Below are 20,887 nucleotides of genomic sequence, written 5' to 3'. Positions count from 1 at the left end.
GAGGGGCTATAGCTCAGCTGGGAGAGCGCTTGCATGGCATGCAAGAGGTCAACGGTTCGATCCCGTTTAGCTCCACCAATTACAGGTTCAAGGTCTGGCCACACCGTCCTTGAATCGATCAGTTCTCAGCGCTGATCAGTTGTACAGAAGGTTTTGTCCCCTTCGTCTAGTGGCCTAGGACACCGCCCTTTCACGGCGGTAACAGGGGTTCGAGTCCCCTAGGGGACGCCAGTTTCAACAAGCAGCCCGAAAGATCTGCTGCGCCGCGAGGCGAAAAATCCGGGGCTATAGCTCAGCTGGGAGAGCGCTTGCATGGCATGCAAGAGGTCAACGGTTCGATCCCGTTTAGCTCCACCAATTTACAGGTTCAAGGTTTTGGCCACTCCATCCTTGAATCGACCGATCTCAGCTCGGTCAGTTGTATAGAAGGTTTGTGTCCCCTTCGTCTAGTGGCCTAGGACACCGCCCTTTCACGGCGGTAACAGGGGTTCGAGTCCCCTAGGGGACGCCACGATTACCCGCTCTGCGGGATTTTTAAGGGTCATTCAATTATTGAATGGCCCTTTTGTTTGTCTGGCGTTCGGCCAATTCTCTCCTTATTTCCTTTCTTGCGTTCTGACAGATGGTCGTGACGGTCGCTTGCTAAATATTATTGTGGTAATAATATCCGGTCCATGAGATTTGGAGGCTTTATGAGCGATAAAAAAGCGCAAACCCGCGAACGTATCTTGCAAGCCGCCAGCGCCGCGTTGATTCAGCGTGGCCCGGCCGAGCCGAGTGTCGGTGAAGTCATGGGCGCTGCGGGGCTGACAGTCGGTGGTTTTTACGCGCATTTTGAAAGCAAGGATGCGCTGATGCTCGAGGCGTTCAGCCAACTGCTTGCGCAGCGCCGCGCGTCCATCGACGACATCGACACCCAGCTCCCCGACGAGGAGCGCCGTGCGCTGGTGGCGGCTTTCTACCTGTCGCGCAAGCACCGTGACTCCACGTCCCAGGCGTGCCCGTTACCGGCCACGGTCGGCGAGATGGGGCGCTTGCCGGACGCGTTTCGCGAGGTATTGAGCGAGCATGTTGAGTTGATGGCCGCACAATTGGCCGGCAGCCCGGAAGACACCGACAAGGCCCTGGCGGACATGGCCTTGATGGTGGGCGGGCTGACATTGGCGCGGGCGTTGGGCCCGGGCGAGTTGTCCGATCGCGTGATACGTGCGGCCAAGTCGGCGGTGCGCTGACGGAGGGTTTGCGTAATGACTGCTTTGACGTGGATTCGTCGTTTCAACGGCACCGTCGGCCACCTGGCTCCCCAAGCCGTCGCCAGCAAGATGCGCCGTACCTTCATGACGCCGCGCGAACTGCCGCCGCGTGATTGGGAATTGCCGTTGTTGGCGCAATCGGAGCGCATCACGTTGCGCTTTGGTTTGTCGGCGTTGCGCTGGGGTGAAGGCCCAGCGGTGCTGTTGATGCATGGTTGGGAAGGGCGGCCGACCCAGTTCGCCAGCTTGATCACGGCCCTGGTCGACAACGGCTACTGCGTGATTGCCCTCGACGGCCCCGCCCATGGCCGCTCGCCGGGGCGTGAGGCGCATGTGCTGCTGTTCGCCCGCGCCATGCTTGAGGCCACCGCCGAGTTGCCGCCGCTGCGCGCGGTGATCGGCCATTCCATGGGCGGTGCCAGCGCGATGCTGGCCGTGCAATTGGGGTTGCGTACCGAGGCGTTGGTGAGCATTGCAGCGCCGTCGCGTTTTCTCGACGTATTGCGCGGCTTTACCAGGATGGTCGGCTTGCCGGCGCGTGCGCGTTCGGCATTTATGCAGGAGGTCGAGCTGAGCTTCGGGATGGCGCTCAAACACCTGGATGTGGCCCATTACCAGATGAACATCCCCGGCCTGATCGTGCACGCCGAAGACGATACCTTCGTTCCGGTCAAGGCGTCCCAGGCTATCCACGAGGCCTGGTCCGACAGCCGCCTGCTGCGCCTGGAGAGGGGCGGGCACCAGAAAGTGCTGGCCGACCCGCGGGTGATTGACGGCGTGCTGGCGCTCCTGGCCGGCTGCCATTTACCGGCACGGCAGAGCGCCTGATACACTGCTGCCCGCCGACATTAATCGACCGGGAGCACCGCATGGGCTGGGATTTGGCAACGCCGTTCATCATCGATCTGCAGGTCGCGCCTGAAGACATTGACGGCCTGGGGCACGCCAACAACGCGGTGTACGTGTCCTGGCTGGAGCGCTGCGCCTGGCGTCACTCCCAGCGCCTGGGGCTGGACCTCACTGAATATCGCCGTCTGGATCGCGCCATGGCGGTGGTGCGCCATGAGATTGACTACCTGGCTGCAGGCTATGAAGGCGACGAACTGCAACTGGGCACCTGGATCGTCGACTGGGATCAGCGTTTGAAAATGACCCGCCGCTTCCAACTGGTCCGTCCGCGCGACGGAGTGACCCTGTTACGGGCGCAGACCACCTTTGTGTGCATTGAACTCTCCAGCGGTAAGCCCAAGCGCATGCCCGCCGAGTTTCTGGACGGATATGGTCCTGCGCTGACGGGGGGTTAACGGTTGCTGTGGGAAACCCAGTAAACTGCGCCACGATTTTTGTTGAGTGTTTTCCATGCAAATTGCTTTGGCGCCCATGGAGGGGTTGGTCGACAACATCCTGCGGGACGTGTTGACCCGCGTGGGCGGTATCGACTGGTGCGTGACCGAGTTCATTCGCGTCAACGACCGCCTGCTCACCCCCGCCTATTTCCACAAGCTCGCCCCGGAGTTGCTGCACGGTGCCCACACGGCGGCAGGTGTGCCTTTGCGTGTGCAATTGCTCGGTTCCGACCCGGTGTGCCTGGCGGAAAACGCGGCGTTGGCCTGCGAGCTGGGTTCGCAGGTGATCGATCTCAACTTCGGCTGCCCGGCCAAAACCGTGAACAAGTCGCGCGGCGGTGCGGTACTGCTCAAGGAGCCGGAGTTGCTCAACCAGATCGTTGAGCATGTGCGCCGTGCGGTTCCCGCCCACATTCCGGTGACCGCCAAGATGCGCCTGGGCTTCGACAGCCCCGACGGTGCGCTGGTGTGTGCCACCGCCCTGGCCGAGGGCGGCGCAGCGCATATCGTGGTGCACGCGCGCACCAAGACCGATGGTTACAAGCCGCCCGCCCATTGGGAGTGGATCCCACGCGTGCAGGACGTAGTCAAGGTTCCCGTCTTCGCCAATGGTGACATCTGGAGTGTCGATGACTGGAAGCGCTGTCGCGAGGTCAGCGGTGCTGAAGACATCATGCTCGGTCGCGGGCTGGTGGCGCGCCCGGACCTGGCCCGCCAGATTGCCGCGGCGCGTGCAGGCGAGGAAGTCGTGGAGATGACTTGGGCGCAGATGCAACCCATGCTGCACGAGTTCTGGACCCAATCGGTTGCACAACTGACGGAGAAGCAGGCGCCCGGCCGCTTGAAACAGTGGCTGGCGATGCTGACCCGCAATTACCCGGAAGCGGTGGAGTTGTTTACGGCCATGCGGCGCGAGACCGATCTTGAGCAGGTCAGTCGACTGTTGGGGATGGTTCACCCGGTCTCGGCGCACTGAGCAGACCGTTTGTTCGACCGACCTGAAAAGGGCGCTGCGGCGCCCTTTTTTGCGCGTGTGCGTTAGCACGAATACCTCAACAAACAGCGGAGTAAATATTGTCCATTAGTTGCGCTTGTGCGGTGTATTAGTGCATGTAACCGCCTGTGCAGGTTAAACCCTGCTTTCATCACGCTTCGCGTGCAAGGTGTAGGGGCAATTTCCGATAAATAGACATTGGTTTCCTTATATTAAAAGCGATTTTCGGAACCCGATCGCCTAACTCTCCACGAATGGAATGACTGTGAAGCAGCCTAAGTGCCTCCAGCGAATAATCCATAAGTTCCCAGGTTGCTCATCAGGGCTGAGGAACTTTCAACTAAGGAATACGATTAATGTCTCTATCCGTCAGTCATACTCCCCGCGTCACTGTCGACGCGTCCCGTGTTGAGAAGAATACTGTTTCGCCAGCGACGCCGCACACGCCGTCACAACATCATGCTGAGTCCGCGTTTTTTAACAATGAAGTAATGAACCCTGCGGCTGCGCTTACCAAGTTATTTGACATGCTTGACATGGTCTTCCGAGCCATGCGCGAGATGATGTCTTTGAAGCGTCCGGCCTTTGAAGTGCGGGCCGAGCCTGGCAAGCAACCGGCCGCACCCGCCGCTGCGGTGGTGCCGACGCAGACCCCAAGTCAGCCGGCGAACGTCGTACCGCAGGAAGCAGCAAAACCCAGTAAGCGCGATGTGCCAGCGACGCAGACGCACCCACACTCGGTAAAACCGGATGACGGCAGGTCGGCGGTCGTCAGGTACCCCTATGAAATACCGCCATTTTCTCCACATCCGGAGGTTGAGCCTTTCGACGTTCAGCAACCCGAGCGCGCTGTGATCAATGACGCCAAGGCGAACGTGCACTTGAACGTCAATGTGGGTCGCTGCCCTTGCCCTGACACCAGCGCACCGCCGATCGAGCATATGACCAACCGCATGGAGCCGCAGCCAGGCAGGCATTTCAGCCCTGCACAGCGTCATTATGTACCCATTGATAACACCACGCCTGAGCGAGCAGCCGTAACCGAGCCGAAGTTAGAAGTTAACCGCCACGTGCAGTCAGTGACAACTTCCCATGCTGTGCCAGATACCGCGCCAACAGCGTTACGCCACAGCCCAACCTCTGAAATAACCAGCCCTGGCCATGCCGGAAGTCGTCCTAAAAAGACAACCGCTCGCGCAATGTGAGATGAGCATAAACGTTCTGAAATGAACGGACTTCTTTCAATGTCTTGAACAGTGCGTGCACTTCTGCGGTACGTCCAACTGAAGAAGTGCGTGCACTTGGAGAATGCTATGTCGAGCTATTCAATCAATAATATTGCCCGCATTGTTAATGTATCGCATGTGCTGAACGCTGGCCCATTGGCTGCCAGTAATGAAACGTGCGCCACATTAAGTTCCGAAGCTCGGGACGCTTCAAGTTCTGTCGCTTATCGATCAACTGCTGAGGGCGCTGGCAAAGCCTCAGGCATGGCCGGGGTCAGTGCTTTGATCGCCTTGTTCACGTCATTTTTCACTCGGTTGTTGGGGTTGGTCTCTCCTGAAACAGATCCTGCAATGCCCGATAGCGCGCCGTCGCCCGCAGTGACACCTGCACCGGTGCCGAACGCACCTGTGCCGGGCCAGGCGGTGGACATCCCCGGCCTCTCGGGCAAGAGGCGGGGTGAAAAGCCGGCCAGTATCTGGAGCGGCTTTCGCCAAGGGCCTGATGGTAATTGCGTGACGGTTTCGGCCATCAAGGCAGCAATGTATCGATTTGGCCAAAGCCCCACGGATATTTTCAAACAGGTGCACACAATGGGTAATGACTATCACGTGGTCATGCGTGATGGCTTTCAACTTACGCTGAGCGCGCATGAACTGGCCGAAGGCGCGCGCGGCGCACGGTTCTACGGCCCGGACAAAGGCATGCTCAAGGATGCGCGATTTCTCTTCGCCGTCAGCGCCAAGCGCGCGCAGATGGAAAACAACGATCGCACGGCCGGCAGAAGCTACGCGGCGGCCATTCGCAGCTTGAACGATGGTGAGGACGAGTATGGGCCCGGGGAGGGTTTTGTGCGGCTCGGGCTGAGGCAGCACATGAAGCGTGTGTCCGTGGGGCAACTCGCTCGCGGTCAGTTGGGGATGTGCAATCGCACCGGGCATTCAGTTGCGGTCATCAATGGTCGCGAAGAACTGTGGGGCAGTCGCGGCCCTGTTCCCACCCGTGGTGACGCCGTAGCGCTGATCTAGGGCTCTGCGAGCTGAGTATGGCTTCGATAAATATGAGGGATCCAGTGGATGAAGAGCTCTGCGGGTGTGCGTCCGGGTATACCGGAAAAAGGGCAAAGCGCAGCGTTTGCGATGCTCTCTTCAAAGGGTGTGGGGGAAAAGCCAGTGGATATCCTGCAGGCTTTCGACGTGCCGCAACGCCGGTTTGCCCAGGCCTTCGACTGCAGCACCCATGCGGCAGTGATCAAATTGATGATGATGACCTTTGGTCAGCATCCGGCGGGAATGTTCAAGGCGTTGGTCTGTGTCGGTGATGGCTACCGAATCACCATGAAGGATGCTTTCGAGGTTCAACTGACCGGCCAGGCGCTGCAGCAGGCGGCCGAGGCTTCGCGTTTTTACGGCGTTGATTCAGGCGCAGTAAAGGATGCGAATTTCATGTTTGCCGCCTTTGTGAGCCGCAAACAATTAACCGGAGGGTACGGCGGTTTCGAGGCGGCCCTGGCAAACACCCTTGAGGGCGAGACGACTCAGCGATGTCTGCAGGGGATGGGTGTATTCGGTCTCGCTCAATTTGTGTCGTCGGAAAAAATGACCGCAGACGGGGCGATAGGCGTCGTCGGCACCCATCACCGTGGCTCGGCCCTGGTCATGGACGGGATGAACCATTTGTATGGCGAGCGCCACAAGGCGGATGGGCGATACGGATACGTACTTGCCGGCGACCACCCCATGGCCGGCGAGGAGGCCGGGCATGCCGTCGATGCAGCCCGCAGCGCCACGCCGGCGCGGATCTGGAGTGGCTTTTATCAACGCGTGGAAGGCAATGGTGTCACGGTCTGCGCGATCAAGGCCGCCATCCTTCGGTTCTGGAAGGATCCCCAAGGGATCTATAAGCAGGTTCAAGTCGCCTCGGACGGCTTCGTTATCGTCATGAGGGATTCTTTCAGGCTGGAGTTGACCCATGAGCACATTCGTCAGGCCGCCGCGGCCTCGAATTTTTATGGCAGTGACCCACGGTTGTTGAATTACGCCAACTTTCTGTACGCCGTCAGCGCCAAGCGCGCGCAATTGGAGAGCAACGACGTTCGTGTGGCGAAGAGTTATGGGGCTGCCCTGCAAACGCTGAATGACGGCAAGGACCCAGGGCAAGCGCTTCGGCGTCTTGGGGTGTACGGCTACATGCGTGAAAGCGCCGTAAAGGAGCTGGCCGAGGAGCAATCGGTACCTTGGCAGGTGGTCAATACGCCGTCCCGTTGACCAATGGTTCGCTTGGCCGTCAGGCGCAAAAACCGGCATTGGCTTTAGCGCGACGCTTCAGAGTAACCGTCTGAATTGCTCTATCGGCAACGGGCGGCTATGCAAATACCCCTGGAATAAATGGCACCCCAGCTTTTGTAGAAAGGCCAGTTGTTCCAGGGTCTCCACGCCCTCGGCGATCACTTCCAGGTTCAGGCTGCGCGCCATGGCCACAATGGCACGGATGATTTCGGCGTCGTTGGGGTCGTGCGTGGCATCGCGCACGAATGATTGGTCGATCTTCAGCGCATCCACCGGCAGGCGCTTGAGATAGGTCAGCGACGAGTAGCCGGTGCCGAAGTCATCCATCGCAAAGCTCACGCCGAGCTTCTTCAAACGGCGCATTTTATTGATGGTGTCGTCCAGGTTTTGAATCACGATGCCTTCGGTGATTTCCAGTTTCAGCAAGCTGAAGGGCAGTGAATGCCGCTTGAGGCTGTGCTCCACCCGTTCCACGAAGTCGTTCTGGCGAAATTGCCGGGGGCTGATATTCACGCACAGGCTGAAGTTCAGCGGGTCCACCAGGCCGTCGGCGATTAACTGCTCAAAGGCGGCGCAGGCCTCATCGAGAATCCAAGTGCCCACCTCGAGGATCAGGCCGCTGTCTTCCAGCACTTTGATAAATTCGGATGGCGACTGGGCACCCAGTTGTGGGTGCTGCCAGCGCACCAGCGCCTCGGCGCCGACGATCTTGTTGCCGCGCGCATCCACCTGGGGCTGGTAATGCACGCTGAACTCGCCACGCGCCAGGGCCAGGCGCAGGTCGGTTTCCATGCGCAGCCGCTCGCTGGCGGTCCTTTGCATGCTGTTGTGGAACATTTGCGTGGTGTTGCGCCCGGAATCCTTGGCGCGGTAAAGGGCGATGTCGGCGCGCTTGAGCAGGTCGGCCGGGGTGGAGCCATGGTCGGGAATCAACGCCACACCGATGCTCGGCGTGACCTGCAGGCGCTGCCCATCGAGGAACATCGGCTCCGAGAGCAATTCGCGCAAGGTGTCGGCCAGTTCCTGCACCTGGTGGCTGACCTGCGCGCGCGTGCCCTCCAGGCCGCTGAGCAGCACCACAAACTCATCGCCGCCCAGGCGCGCTACGGTGTCTTCCATGCGCACGCTGGCTTCGAGGCGCGCGGTGACGATTTTCAGCACGGTGTCACCCACCGGATGGCCGAGGGAATCGTTGATGTGCTTGAAGTGGTCAAGGTCGAGAAACAGCAGCGCACCCCGCAGGTTATGGCGCTTGAGCAGGGCGATCTGTTGGCTCAGGCGGTCCATCAACAGTGCGCGGTTGGGCAGGTTGGTCAGCGGGTCGTGGTAGGCCAGGTGACGGATCTGCGCCTGGGCATTTTTCAGCAGGCTCACGTCCCGCGCCGTCAGCAGCAGGCACGGGGTCTCATTCAGCGTGATGGGCTCCACCGAAACTTCCACGGCCAGCAACTCGCCCCGCTTGTTGCGCCACAGCATTTCCAGGTGATGAATGCGGCCCTTGATCGTTACCTCGGCCAACAGCGCCGAGCGCTGGTTCTCATCGGCCCAGATACCGATCTGGTAGAGGGTGAGGCCGATCGCGTCTTCGGCGCGGTAGCCGGTCAGGCGGCAGAACCCGTCATTGACCTCCACATAACGGCCCGTATCGCGTTCGGTGATGGAAATCGCGTCGGGGCTGGAATGAAAGGCCTTGGCGAACTTCTCTTCACTGGCCTTCAGTGCCGCCTCCGAGCGTTGCTGCTGGGTGATATCACGCAAGGTGGTAACGATGCATGGCTGGTCGCCGACCTTGATCAAGCGACTGGAGATCATGCAGGTCAGGCTCTGACCGTTTTTGTGATGCACCACCACGGCCACATTGCTCAGCGCCTGTTCGCGAATCACCCGTTCGATACGTTCCAGGCGCTGGTGGGGGGCTTCCCACAGCCCGATCTGGTCGGCGCTTTTATCGATGACTTCGGCGGCGGTCCAGCCGAAGGTCTGAGTAAAGGCTGGGTTGATCTCGATAAACGCAGCGCTGTCCAGGCGCGTGACGCAGATCGGGTCCGGGCTGGCCTGGAACAGGCTGGCGAATTTTTCTTCGGAGGCGCTCAGGCGTTGTTCGCGCTCCACCTGGTCGGTGATATCCAGCAGGGTGCCGGCCATCCGCAGCGGCGCGCCTTTCTCGTCGCGGTAAAGGCGGGCGCGGCTTTCGAGGTAGCGCGAGGTGCCGTCTTCCATGGGCACACGGTAGGTCAGTTGATAATTACCGGCTGGGCCTTCGCGCAGCGTGCGGTAGGCATTGCGCATGCTCTCGCGTTCTTCATCAGGCATGCCCTCGAAAAACGCCTCGAAGGATTCATGGAACGGTTCGGGCGGCAGGCCGTGCAACTGGGCGGCGCGCGCCGAGCCGTAGAGCATGCCGCTGGGGATGTGCCAGTCCCAGGTGCCCAGTTGCGCCGAGTCCAGGGCCAGGTCCAGGCGTTCCTGGCTGTCCTTGAGTGCCTGCTCGGCATTTTTGCGTTCGGTGGTGTCGAGAAATGTGCTGATCAGGTACGCCTCGCCCTCCAGCTCGACCTTTTGTGCGCTGAGCGTGCCATCGTGGATCTGGCCGTTGCTGGCGCAAAACTGCACTTCCATGCTGATCGGCTCGCCCTTGCGTTGGGTGGCCTTGACTAGCTGCGCGCGCTGCTCGGGGTGACGCCACAGGCCCAATTCCAGGGTGGTACGGCCGATCACATTGGCGAGCGGCCAGCCGAACAGCATCTCGAAATACTGGTTGGCTTCACTGATCAGGCCGTCCGACTGACGTGTGAGCAACACCATGTTCGGGCACAGGTGAAACAGCGTAGCGAAGCGTTTTTCGGAGTGACTGAGGGCGCTTTCCCGTTCGCGCTGGTGGGTGATTTCGCGGATGACCCCGATCATCCGGCGCCGACCGGTCTTGTCCGGCAGCAGGCTGCCATTGATCTCCAGCCAGTGAAAGCTGCCATCGGGCCACTGGATACGGTGATGCATGGCCTGCTCGAACGGCTCGCCTGCCAATACCGCGTGAAAGGCGCGTACAACCTTCCCGCGATCGCTGGACGCCAGCAGGTCAAGGTAATCCAGGTCCTTGGGCAGCGGTTGGCGTGGGTCAAACCCAAACAGCGCCTGGGTGCCCCGGGACCAACTGATTCTGCCGGTGTCGATTTCCCAGGACCATGCGCCCAGCCGAGCGGCATAGAGGGCCGCCAGCAATTGCGGGGCGCTGTCCCAGCTTTGCTCGGCCGCTTGGGGATCCAGGGCGTAGATGCGCGGCAGGGGTGGCACGGGATCAACGGGGTTGCGCATTATCAAAGGGCCTTGATTCGATGGGCAAACAGCGCGGTGTGACTCACTACCTGAGGCCGCACAATGTCATGCCTGTATCCCTGGCAGATCCACCTGTGCATCCAATAGGCTCATGAAAGCCCGCGCAGCATTCGACAGCGTCCTTTCGGTGTGCACGATATAGCCTAGCTGGCGACTGAGTTGTATGCCTGGCAAAGCGATACTTGCCACCTGCTCGTCGAGCATGGTGCGCGGCAACACGCTCCAGGCCAGGCCGATGGACACCATCATCTTGATGGTTTCCAAATAGTTAGTGCTCATGGCGATATTCGGCGTGAGGCCCTGGGCCTCGAACAGTCGACTGACAATATGGTGGGTAAAGGTATTGCCGCCGGGGAACACCGCCGGGTGCCCGGCAATGTCGGCCAGGCTGATGGCGCCGTTGCTGATCAGGCTGTGTTCCGGCGCCACCACAAAGTCCAGCGGGTCGTCCCATACCGGGGTGGCACGCACCAGGTGATGCGGGTCGGGTGCCAGAGTGATGACGGCCACTTCGGCGCGGCCATGGAGGATTTCTTCGTAGGCCACTTCCGAATCGAGAAACTGAATATCCAGCGCCACGTTCGGGTATTCCCGGGTAAAGGTGCGCAGCACAGGCGGCAGGCGGTGCAGGCCGATATGGTGACTGGTAGCCAGGGTCAGACGGCCGCTGACTTCGCCGGTCAGGTTGGTGAGGGCGCGGCGCGTGTCGTCGAGCACGTTGAGGATTTGATAGGCCCGTGGCAGCAGGGCGCGCCCGGCCTCGGTCAAGCCCACTTCACGGCCCAAACGATCGAACAGACGCACGTTCAACTGCTGCTCAAGACCGGCGATGCGTTTGCTGATGGCCGGTTGAGTCAGGTGCAGGCGCTCACCGGCGCCGGAGAAACTGCCGCTTTCTGCGATGGCAATAAAAGCATTGAGGTTGGCCAAGTCCATGGTGGTATTCCAGTTGGTAATCCAAAGCATAAAAAATATGAATTTGAGTTATTTAATGTAGCGCCATACCATCAGCCTCACAAGCCAAAGGGTTATTGAAAAGCCCGGCGCATAGAAACACCGCTGATGAGGACCGACTGATGGCCGGCAAAACGCTTTACGACAAGCTTTGGGATTCCCATGAAGTGAAACGGCGCGATGATGGGTCGTCGCTGATCTACATCGACCGTCACATCATCCATGAAGTGACCTCGCCCCAAGCGTTCGAAGGCCTGCGACTGGCCGGGCGCAAGCCTTGGCGCGTCGACTCGATCATCGCCACCCCGGACCACAACGTACCGACCACACCGGAGCGCAAGGGCGGCATCGACGCGATTGTCGACACCGTATCGCGTTTGCAGGTACAGACCCTTGACGACTATTGCGATGAATATGGCATCACCGAATTCAAGATGAATGACGTGCGTCAAGGCATCGTGCACGTGATCGGCCCGGAACAAGGCGCCACGTTGCCGGGCATGACCGTGGTCTGCGGCGACTCCCACACCTCCACCCACGGTGCGTTCGGCGCCTTGGCCCATGGCATCGGTACGTCTGAGGTGGAGCATGTATTCGCCACCCAGTGCCTGGTCGCTAAAAAGATGAAGAACATGCTGGTCAAGGTCGAAGGCACGTTGCCGTTCGGCGTGACCGCCAAGGACATCGTGCTGGCCGTGATCGGCAAGATCGGCACCGCCGGCGGTAACGGCCATGCCATCGAATTTGCCGGCAGCGCTATTCGCGACCTGTCCATCGAAGGCCGCATGACCATCTGCAACATGTCCATTGAAGCCGGCGCCCGTGTGGGCATGGTGGCCGCGGACGCAAAAACCGTTGAATACGTCAAAGGCCGCCCCTTCGCCCCGCAAGGCGCCGATTGGGATGCGGCGGTTGAAGCCTGGAAGGACCTGGTGTCCGACGCCGACGCGGTGTTCGACACCGTCGTCGAGCTCGACGCGGCCCAGATCAAGCCGCAGGTGAGCTGGGGCACGTCGCCGGAAATGGTGTTGGCGGTCGACCAGAACGTACCGGACCCGGCTAAAGAAACCGACCTGGTCAAGCGTGGCTCCATCGAGCGCGCCTTGAAATACATGGGCTTGCAGGCCAACCAGGCGATCACCGACATCCAGTTGGATCGCGTGTTCATCGGCTCGTGCACCAACTCGCGGATCGAAGACTTGCGCGCCGCCGCTGTGATCGCCAAGGGGCGTAAAGTGGCCTCCACCATCAAGCAGGCGATCGTGGTGCCGGGCTCGGGTCTGGTCAAGGCGCAGGCCGAAGCCGAAGGGCTGGACAAGATTTTCCTCGAAGCCGGTTTTGAATGGCGCGAGCCGGGCTGCTCCATGTGCCTGGCAATGAACCCGGACCGCCTGGAGTCGGGCGAGCACTGCGCGTCCACGTCCAACCGTAACTTCGAAGGGCGTCAGGGGGCCGGTGGGCGTACTCACCTGGTCAGCCCGGCCATGGCCGCCGCCGCCGCCGTTAACGGTCGTTTCATCGACGTTCGCGAATTGATCTGAGGAATACCCGATGAGAGCTTTTACCCAACACACAGGTCTTGTCGCGCCGTTGGACCGTGCCAACGTGGACACCGACCAGATCATCCCCAAGCAGTTCTTGAAGTCGATCAAGCGCACCGGTTTCGGCCCCAACCTGTTCGACGAGTGGCGCTACCTTGACGTGGGCTACGCCTACCAGGACAACTCCAAGCGCCCGCTTAACAAGGACTTCGTGCTCAACGCCGAACGTTACCAGGGCGCTAGCGTGTTGCTGGCCCGGGAAAACTTCGGTTGTGGCTCCAGCCGTGAACACGCGCCGTGGGCCCTGGAAGAATATGGCTTTCGCAGCATTATCGCGCCCAGCTATGCCGACATCTTCTTCAACAACAGCTTCAAGAACGGCCTGCTGCCGATCATCTTGACCGACGAAGAAGTCGATGAACTGTTCAAACAAGTGGAAGCCGAGGTGGGCTACCAGTTGACCGTCGATCTGGCCGCGCAAACCGTGACCCGTCCGGACGGCAAGGTGTACCACTTCGAAGTGGACGCGTTCCGCAAGCACTGCCTGATCAATGGTCTGGACGATATCGGCCTGACCTTGCAGGACGGCGATGCGATTGCTGCGTTTGAAGCCAGGCACCGGGCCAGCCAGCCCTGGTTGTTTCGCGACGCGTGATTTGAGGTAGACCGTGCGGGCCCCATCGCGGGCAAGCCCGGCTTCCACGGGGGGATGTATTCCAACTGTGGACGCTGGCTTGCCTGCGACAGCGGCCGTACAAACACCCCAAAACCCGAGGAAGTCCATCATGACCAGCACCGCCCACACCCAAGTCGTGCAAAAACAATTCGGCGAACAGGCCGCGGCCTACCTGAGCAGTGCCGTGCACGCCCAAGGCACCGAATTCGCGCTGCTCCAGGCCGAACTGGCCGGGCAGGGCGGTGCGCGACTGCTGGACCTGGGCTGCGGTGCCGGTCATGTGAGTTTTCACGTCGCGCCGCTGGTCAAAGAGGTGGTGGCTTACGACCTGTCTCAGCAAATGCTTGATGTGGTGGCCGCCGCTGCGCAAGAACGCGGGTTCACCAATATCAGCACCGTGAACGGTGCCGCCGAACGCTTGCCGTTCGCCGATGGCGAATTTGACTTCGTGTTCAGCCGTTATTCGGCCCACCACTGGAGCGACCTCGGCCTGGCGCTGCGTGAAGTGCGCCGCGTACTCAAGCCAGGCGGCGTGGCGGCGTTTGTCGACGTCTTGTCGCCGGGCAGCCCGCTGTTGGACACTTACCTGCAAACCGTCGAAGTGCTGCGCGACACCAGCCACGTGCGAGATTATTCCGCCGCCGAGTGGATGCGTCATCTCAGTGAGGCCGGTTTACATGTGCGCAACAGCACCCGCCAGCGTCTGCGCCTGGAATACACCTCGTGGGTCGAGCGCATGCGCACGCCGCAAGCGTTGCGCGCCGCGATCCTTGAGTTGCAGCAGGCGATGGGCCAGGAAGTGCGCGACTATTACGAGATCCAAGCCGACGGCACCTTCAGCACCGACGTGCTGGTGGTGTGGGCCGAGCGCTGATTAATTTTTCCCGACCTGCCTGCGGGCGGGTCGCTTGATGAAATGAGGAACGCATGAGCAAGCAGATTCTGATTCTCCCTGGCGACGGTATTGGCCCGGAAATCATGGCCGAAGCGGTCAAGGTCCTGGAACTTGCCAACAGCAAGTACAGCCTGGGCTTCGAGCTGAGCCACGACGTGATCGGCGGTGCGGCCATCGACAAACATGGTGTGCCTCTGGCTGACGAGACGCTGGACCGTGCCCGTGCGGCCGACGCCGTGCTGCTCGGCGCGGTGGGTGGTCCGAAGTGGGACAAGATCGAACGTGATATCCGCCCTGAGCGCGGCCTGCTGAAAATCCGCGCGCAACTGGGCCTGTTCGGCAACCTGCGCCCAGCCATCCTCTACCCGCAACTGGCTGACGCGTCGAGCCTGAAGCCGGAAGTGGTGGCGGGCCTGGACATCCTGATCGTGCGGGAACTGACCGGCGGCATTTACTTCGGTTCGCCACGGGGTGTGCGCGAGTTGGAAAACGGCGAGCGTCAGGCCTACGACACGCTGCCGTACAGCGAGAGCGAAATCCGCCGTATCGCCCGTGTCGGTTTCGACATGGCCCGTGTGCGCGGTAAAAAGGTCTGCTCGGTGGATAAAGCCAACGTGCTGGCCTCCAGCCAACTGTGGCGCGAAATCGTCGAAGAAGTGGCCAAGGACTACCCGGACGTCGAGCTGAGCCACATGTACGTCGACAACGCCGCCATGCAACTGGTGCGTGCACCCAAGCAGTTCGACGTGATCGTCACCGACAACCTGTTCGGCGACATCCTGTCCGACCAGGCGTCGATGCTCACCGGCTCCATCGGCATGCTGCCGTCGGCGTCGCTGGACACCAACAACAAGGGCATGTATGAGCCTTGCCACGGTTCGGCCCCGGATATCGCAGGCCTTGGCATTGCCAACCCATTGGCGACGATTTTGTCGGTGTCGATGATGCTGCGTTACAGCTTCAACCTCAGCGATGCTGCGGACGCGATCGAGAAGGCCGTGAGCCTGGTCTTGGACCAGGGCTTGCGCACCGGTGACATTTGGTCACAGGGTTGCACCAAAGTCGGTACGCAAGAAATGGGCGACGCAGTAGTCGCCGCGCTGCGGAATCTGTAATCTCTCGGGCCCGCTTGCAGTTGTTGCTGCAAGGCGGCCCACTTTTTAACAAGGTGTAGTTGCGATGAAACGTGTAGGTCTGATCGGTTGGCGCGGTATGGTCGGTTCCGTGCTCATGCAGCGGATGCTGGAAGAGCAGGATTTCGATCTTATTGAGCCGGTGTTTTTCACCACCTCGAACGTGGGTGGCCAAGGGCCGTCCGTGGGCAAGGATATTGCTCCGCTCAAAGACGCCTACAGCATCGACGAGCTGAAAACCCTCGACGTGATCCTGACCTGCCAGGGCGGCGACTACACCAGCGAAGTTTTCCCCAAGCTGCGCGAAGCCGGCTGGCAGGGTTACTGGATCGACGCCGCTTCGAGCCTGCGCATGCAGGACGACGCGGTGATCATCCTCGACCCGGTTAACCGCAAGGTCATCGACCAGCAGCTGGATGCCGGCACCAAGAACTACGTCGGCGGCAACTGCACCGTCAGCCTGATGCTGATGGGCCTGGGCGGTCTGTTCGAGGCCGGTCTGGTGGAGTGGATGAGCGCCATGACCTATCAGGCGGCGTCCGGCGCCGGCGCGCAGAACATGCGCGAGCTGATCAAGCAGATGGGCGCGACCCACGCCGCTGTCGCCGATCAACTGGCCGACCCGGCCAGCGCGATCCTCGACATCGATCGTCGTGTGGCCGAAGCGATGCGCAGCGATGCCTACCCGACCGAAAACTTCGGCGTGCCATTGGCCGGTAGCCTCATCCCTTGGATCGACAAGGAGCTGCCGAACGGCCAGAGCCGTGAAGAGTGGAAGGCCCAGGCCGAGACCAACAAGATCCTCGGTCGCTTCAAGAGCCCGATCCCGGTGGACGGTATCTGCGTGCGCATCGGCGCCATGCGCTGCCACAGCCAGGCACTGACCATCAAGTTGAACAAAGACGTGCCAATCGCCGATATCGAAGGGCTGATCAGCCAGCACAACCCGTGGGTCAAGCTGGTGCCGAACAACCGCGACATCAGCATGCAGGAGCTGAGCCCGACCAAGGTCACCGGCACCCTGAATGTACCGGTGGGCCGCCTGCGCAAGCTGAACATGGGCAGCCAGTTCCTCGGCGCGTTCACGGTTGGCGACCAGTTGCTGTGGGGCGCGGCCGAGCCGCTGCGCCGCATGCTGCGGATTTTGCTGGAGCGTTGATCGCTGCCTGTCTCGACAAACCCGTGCTCTGGTGACAGGCGCGGGTTTTTTATTGTTTTTTCGAGCCTTGTCGGGGGCAAGCCCCTCCCATATGCGAAGGTGTTCGCAGATCAAGCTGCGGATATCCATGCCCCGACACGGCGATCGGCCGCACCCCAGGCCCCAGGCTAATTGCCTCACCCCCAGCCACCCGGTAAAGTGCCGCTCCCCCCGCAATGCCCGAGGCAGCCCCCATGACCCAGACCTTTGAAATCGCCGTGATCGGCGCCACCGGCACCGTCGGTGAAACCCTGGTGCAGATTCTCGAAGAGCTGAAGTTTCCGGTGGGCACCCTGTATTTGCTGGCGGGCAATAACTCTGCCGGTGCGTCGGTGCCGTTTCGCGGCAAGAACGTGCGGGTCAAGGAAGTCGATGAGTTCGACTTCAGCAAGGCACAACTGGCGTTCTTCGCTGCAGGCCCGGCGGTGACCCTGAGTTTCGCCCCACGTGCCGTGGCGGCCGGCTGCTCGGTGATCGACTTGTCGGGTGCCTTGCCCGCCGATCAGGCGCCTGGCGTAGTGCCCGAGGCCAACGCTCACGTCCTCAAAGGCCTGAAAAAACCGTTCCTGCTCAGCAGCCCAAGCCCGTGCGCCACTCACCTGGCGGTGGTGCTGGCACCGTTGCGCGGTTTGCTCGACATCCAGCGTGTCAGCGTTACCGCCAACCTGGCGGTGTCGGCCCAAGGTCGCGAGGCGGTCAGTGAACTGGCTCGTCAGACGGCGGAGCTGCTGAACGTGCGCCCTCTGGAGCCGACGTTCTTTGATCGGCAGATGGCCTTCAATCTCCTGGCCCAAGTCGGCACGCCTGATGCTCAAGGTCATACGGCACTTGAGAAGCGTCTCGTACATGAACTTCGTGCGGTTCTGGATTTACCTTCGCTAAAGATTTCCGCGACGTGCGTTCAAGCCCCGGTGTTTTTTGGCGATAGCCTGACTGTGTCGTTGCAATTGGCCGCGCCGGTCGACCTGGCGGCGGTCAACCGCACGTTGGACAGTGCGCCAGGTATCGAGCGGGTGGAGGAGGGGGATTACCCAACCGCCGTGGGCGATGCAGTGGGGCAGGACGTGGTGTATGTAGGCCGGGTTCGCGCCGGTGTGGATGACCCGGCGGAACTAAATCTGTGGTTGACGTCAGATAACGTACGCAAGGGCTCGGCGCTTAACGCTGTGCAGCTGGCGCAGTTGTTGATAAAAGGCCTTGCGTAAAAGATACTTGGCGGCAATTTGTAGATTGATTCTAACCAGGCGCTATGCTTGGCCCCAAGCAGGAACAGTTGCGCGTCGGTGACCTATCGGCTCGCCATGCCTTATGGCAAGCGGTTACCAACCTTCTCGCAGGCCGGGGAGTGTTCAAACAAAGGATGAGGCTATGGTTCAAGTTCGCAAACTGGTGTTAGCAATAGCGGCCGCCTCGGCGCTGTCCTCCGGTATGGCGCAGGCGCTGCAGCTGGGGGAAATGACCCTCAAGTCGAAGTTGAACCAGCCCTTGTCGGTGGAAATCGAATTGCTCGATGTCGGCGGCCTCACGGCGTCCGAGATCACCCCGAGCCTGGCTTCATCCCAGGCATTTGTGGATGCCGGCGTGGATCGCCAGGCGTTTCTCAACGACCTGACGTTTACCCCGGTGATCAACCCCAGCGGCCGCAGCGTGGTGCGGGTCACCTCCAGCAAGCCGCTGCCCGATTCCTACGTCCGTTTCCTGCTGCAGGTGCAGTGGCCCAACGGCCGCCTGATGCGCGATTACAGCGTATTGCTGGATCCTGCCAAGTTCGACCCGTCCGCTCCAGGCGCCACCGCGCCGGCTCCACGCTTGAGTGCGCCCGCCAGCGCCACGCCTGCCGTGAGCAAACCGGCCCAGCACACCACCTCTTCTCGCGACACCTTGTGGGAAATTGCCGAGAAGTACCGCAATGGTGGCTCGGTCCAGCAGACCATGCTGGCCATCCAGGCACTCAACCCGGGCGCCTTTATCGATGGCAATATCAACCGCCTCAAAACCGGCCAGGTGCTGCGCCTGCCCGACACCGTGCAAAGTACCGCGTTGCCGCAACCCCGTGCGATTGCTGAGGTTCGTGCGCAGAACGAGGCTTGGCGTCAGGGCCGCCGCGCGGCCAATAACCCGGCAGCCGGCAAGCAGCAACTGGATGCGACCAAGCGCGCTCAAGCGGGCAACGCCCCATCGACCACCAATGCCCAGGACAACCTGAGCCTGGTCTCGGCCGAAGCGGCCAGGAAGGGCGGCAAAGGCAAGGCCGGTGACAGCCAGGTCTTGAGCGACAAGCTGGCGATGACCCAGGAACAACTGGACACCACTCGCCGCGACAATGAAGAGCTGAAAAGCCGCGCAGCCGATTTGCAGAGCCAGTTGGACAAGCTGCAAAAGCTGATTCAACTGAAGAACGATCAACTGGCCCGCCTGCAGGCGGAAAAAGCTGACCCGGCGGCGCAAGCCACGACGGCGATGCCCGCCCAATTGGCAAGTGACCCGGCGGCCGCCCCAGCGACACCCGCTGCGCCGGTCGCCACGCCGACGCCTGCTGCGCCGGCAGCGGAGCCGGTAACGCCGGTCGCCGCTGCAGACACCACACAAGGCAAGTTCGACGAGCTGCTGACCAACCCTGTCGTCCTCGGTGTCATCGGCGGCGCAGCGGGTCTGCTGGTGTTGTTGCTTCTGCTGCTGTGGGCGCGTCATCGCAATGCGCGCCGCGAAGAGGAAAAGCACTTGCGCATGGCGCGGGCCCTGGCCGAAGAGCCGCTGTTCAGCTCGGACATCCAACAGGACCTGCCACCGGACAGCTTTGAGGGTCTGGAGGTCTCGCCTCCCAGCGTAAAGCTGGCGGCCGCGCCGGCTCCGGCTCCGACACCCGTCGTTGAGCCTGCCGTCGCGGCGCCTACCGTTGCCTCCGTGCTCGCCCCGTTGGCGGTGGCCGTGGCCCCGCAAAACGCCAATGACGCGCTGGCCCAGGCACAATCCCATATTGATCGCGGTCACCTTAACCAGGCCGCCGATGTGCTGGAGCAGGCAATCAAGCACGAGCCCAAGCGCAGCGACCTGCGCTTGAAACTGATGGAAGTCTACGGCCTGCAAAGCGACAAGGACGGCTTCGTGACTCAGGAGCGCCAACTGGTGGCCAATGGTGAAAACCACGCCCAGGTCGAGCAACTCAAGTCGCGCTTCCCGGCCATGGCGGTCGTGGCGGCGGGTGTTAGTGCCGCGGTGGCCGCCGCCGCCCTCGACGCTCAGTACGTCAAGGAACTGCTGGAAGACAAGCCGGTTGCCCCTGCACCTGAGCCGGACGCGCTCGATACGGATTTTGATCTGAGCCTGGATGAGCTGGAAGCCGCGTCACCGGCCAATCTGGACGACGAGCTGAGTTTTGAATCGGTGCTGGCGCAGCAAACCGAAGCCAAGGCGAGCCCGGATGATTTGTCCGACTTCGACCTGGACCTGCAGTTGGACGCACCGGCATCGGCGCAATCGGATGACGACTTCCTTTCGGGCCTGGAAGAGGAGATGAAGGACGTCCCGGCAGTCGAGCCGCCGACCCTTACGCCTGCGGCACTGGACGATTTCGACCTGCCGGAAGATTTTGACCTGTCCCTGGCGGACGAGCCGGATGCAGCGGCTACGCCCGACGCCTTTGCGTCGGAACTCGATGACGTCAACGCTGAGCTGGATCGCTTGTCCCAGAGCCTGGAACACCCGCCGATCGAGCCGACCTTTACCGCTGAAGACGCGGCGCTGGGTGATGATGAACCAGAGTTCGATTTCCTCTCCGGCACCAACGAGGTCTCCACCAAGCTGGACCTGGCCCAGGCCTACATCGACATGGGTGATGCCGATGGCGCGAAAGATATCCTCGCCGAAGTGCTGACCGAAGGGGATGAGTCCCAGCGCGGCGAGGCCAAGGAAATGCTCAGCCGGTTGGCATAAAACCCGGTAACTGACGCTGCGGCGGCCTTCGGGTCGCCGTTTTGCCTTATACACACCCACCCATGGCGTCTGCGGCGTGTCGCTCTATAATGGCCGCCTTTGCGCAACTCATCAGGCTC

16 protein-coding genes and 4 tRNA genes are annotated in these 20,887 nt (G+C 61.2%); 18 read left to right on the top strand and 2 right to left on the bottom strand.

All coding sequences use genetic code 11. The features are described 5' to 3' along the window. The first annotated feature begins 2 nt into the window (after positions 1-2). The 11 genes from PSH59_RS16935 to PSH59_RS16885 all read left to right on the top strand — a co-directional run bounded on the left by PSH59_RS16935 (position 3) and on the right by PSH59_RS16885 (position 7,084). Positions 3-78 (top strand) — tRNA-Ala (locus PSH59_RS16935). Positions 79-155: 77 nt separating this feature from the next. Next, positions 156-231, top strand: a tRNA-Glu gene (locus PSH59_RS16930). A 50-nt stretch (positions 232-281) separates the two neighbouring features. After that, positions 282-357 (top strand) — tRNA-Ala (locus tag PSH59_RS16925). 78 nt (positions 358-435) lie between these two features. After that, positions 436-511 (top strand) — tRNA-Glu (locus PSH59_RS16920). 181 nt (positions 512-692) lie between these two features. Continuing rightward, a complete protein-coding gene (locus PSH59_RS16915) occupies positions 693-1,232 on the top strand; it encodes a TetR/AcrR family transcriptional regulator (RefSeq protein ID WP_248082311.1) in 540 nt (179 codons plus the stop codon). Positions 1,233-1,247: 15 nt separating this feature from the next. After that, complete coding sequence (locus tag PSH59_RS16910) at positions 1,248-2,081, top strand: alpha/beta hydrolase (RefSeq protein ID WP_305393258.1); 834 nt, start codon at positions 1,248-1,250, stop codon at positions 2,079-2,081. A gap of 41 nt (positions 2,082-2,122) precedes the next feature. Further along, positions 2,123-2,557, top strand: a complete 435-nt coding sequence (locus PSH59_RS16905) for a thioesterase family protein (protein WP_248082309.1) — start codon at positions 2,123-2,125, stop codon at positions 2,555-2,557. A 55-nt stretch (positions 2,558-2,612) separates the two neighbouring features. Continuing rightward, complete coding sequence (locus PSH59_RS16900; protein ID WP_305393257.1) at positions 2,613-3,575, top strand: tRNA-dihydrouridine synthase; 963 nt, start codon at positions 2,613-2,615, stop codon at positions 3,573-3,575. A 374-nt stretch (positions 3,576-3,949) separates the two neighbouring features. Further along, positions 3,950-4,798 carry a hypothetical protein gene (locus tag PSH59_RS16895; RefSeq protein WP_305393256.1) on the top strand — a complete coding sequence of 283 codons (849 nt, stop codon included), beginning with the start codon at positions 3,950-3,952 and terminating at the stop codon, positions 4,796-4,798. Between the two features lie 108 nt (positions 4,799-4,906). Beyond that, positions 4,907-5,845, top strand: a complete 939-nt coding sequence (locus tag PSH59_RS16890) for a hypothetical protein (RefSeq protein WP_305393255.1) — start codon at positions 4,907-4,909, stop codon at positions 5,843-5,845. A gap of 48 nt (positions 5,846-5,893) precedes the next feature. Further along, entirely contained in the window at positions 5,894-7,084 is a 1,191-nt protein-coding gene (locus PSH59_RS16885) for a hypothetical protein (protein WP_305393254.1), read from the top strand. A gap of 57 nt (positions 7,085-7,141) precedes the next feature. On the opposite strand, the gene PSH59_RS16880 is transcribed toward PSH59_RS16885, so the two are convergent. Then, positions 7,142-10,417, bottom strand: a complete 3,276-nt coding sequence (locus tag PSH59_RS16880) for an EAL domain-containing protein (RefSeq protein WP_305393253.1) — start codon at positions 10,415-10,417, stop codon at positions 7,142-7,144. 66 nt (positions 10,418-10,483) lie between these two features. Then, complete coding sequence (locus PSH59_RS16875) at positions 10,484-11,374, bottom strand: LysR family transcriptional regulator (protein ID WP_248082296.1); 891 nt, start codon at positions 11,372-11,374, stop codon at positions 10,484-10,486. 140 nt (positions 11,375-11,514) lie between these two features. Between PSH59_RS16875 and leuC the strand changes: the two genes are divergently transcribed. The 7 genes from leuC (at position 11,515) to PSH59_RS16840 (ending at position 20,768) form a co-directional block, all read left to right on the top strand. Then, the gene (gene leuC, locus PSH59_RS16870) at positions 11,515-12,933 is read left to right on the top strand and encodes a 3-isopropylmalate dehydratase large subunit (RefSeq protein WP_248082294.1); all 1,419 of its coding nucleotides are present in this window, start codon (positions 11,515-11,517) and stop codon (positions 12,931-12,933) included. Between the two features lie 10 nt (positions 12,934-12,943). Further along, entirely contained in the window at positions 12,944-13,588 is a 645-nt protein-coding gene (leuD, locus tag PSH59_RS16865) for a 3-isopropylmalate dehydratase small subunit (protein WP_248082292.1), read from the top strand. Positions 13,589-13,718: 130 nt separating this feature from the next. Continuing rightward, the gene (locus PSH59_RS16860; RefSeq protein ID WP_305393252.1) at positions 13,719-14,483 is read left to right on the top strand and encodes a class I SAM-dependent methyltransferase; all 765 of its coding nucleotides are present in this window, start codon (positions 13,719-13,721) and stop codon (positions 14,481-14,483) included. A 53-nt stretch (positions 14,484-14,536) separates the two neighbouring features. Further along, positions 14,537-15,619 carry a 3-isopropylmalate dehydrogenase gene (gene leuB, locus PSH59_RS16855; RefSeq protein ID WP_248082281.1) on the top strand — a complete coding sequence of 361 codons (1,083 nt, stop codon included), beginning with the start codon at positions 14,537-14,539 and terminating at the stop codon, positions 15,617-15,619. Between the two features lie 64 nt (positions 15,620-15,683). Further along, a complete protein-coding gene (gene asd / locus PSH59_RS16850) occupies positions 15,684-16,796 on the top strand; it encodes an aspartate-semialdehyde dehydrogenase (protein ID WP_017530189.1) in 1,113 nt (370 codons plus the stop codon). Positions 16,797-17,029: 233 nt separating this feature from the next. Continuing rightward, positions 17,030-18,040, top strand: a complete 1,011-nt coding sequence (locus PSH59_RS16845; protein ID WP_305393251.1) for an aspartate-semialdehyde dehydrogenase — start codon at positions 17,030-17,032, stop codon at positions 18,038-18,040. A 163-nt stretch (positions 18,041-18,203) separates the two neighbouring features. Further along, positions 18,204-20,768, top strand: a complete 2,565-nt coding sequence (locus PSH59_RS16840; RefSeq protein WP_305393250.1) for a FimV/HubP family polar landmark protein — start codon at positions 18,204-18,206, stop codon at positions 20,766-20,768. The last annotated feature ends 119 nt before the right edge of the window (positions 20,769-20,887 follow it).

Origin of the sequence: Pseudomonas sp. FP2309, assembly GCF_030687575.1 — a bacterium.
Taxonomy (GTDB): Bacteria; Pseudomonadota; Gammaproteobacteria; order Pseudomonadales; family Pseudomonadaceae; genus Aquipseudomonas.
Note: the sequence above shows the minus strand (reverse complement) of the source record. Positions and strands in the feature narration are given on the sequence as shown.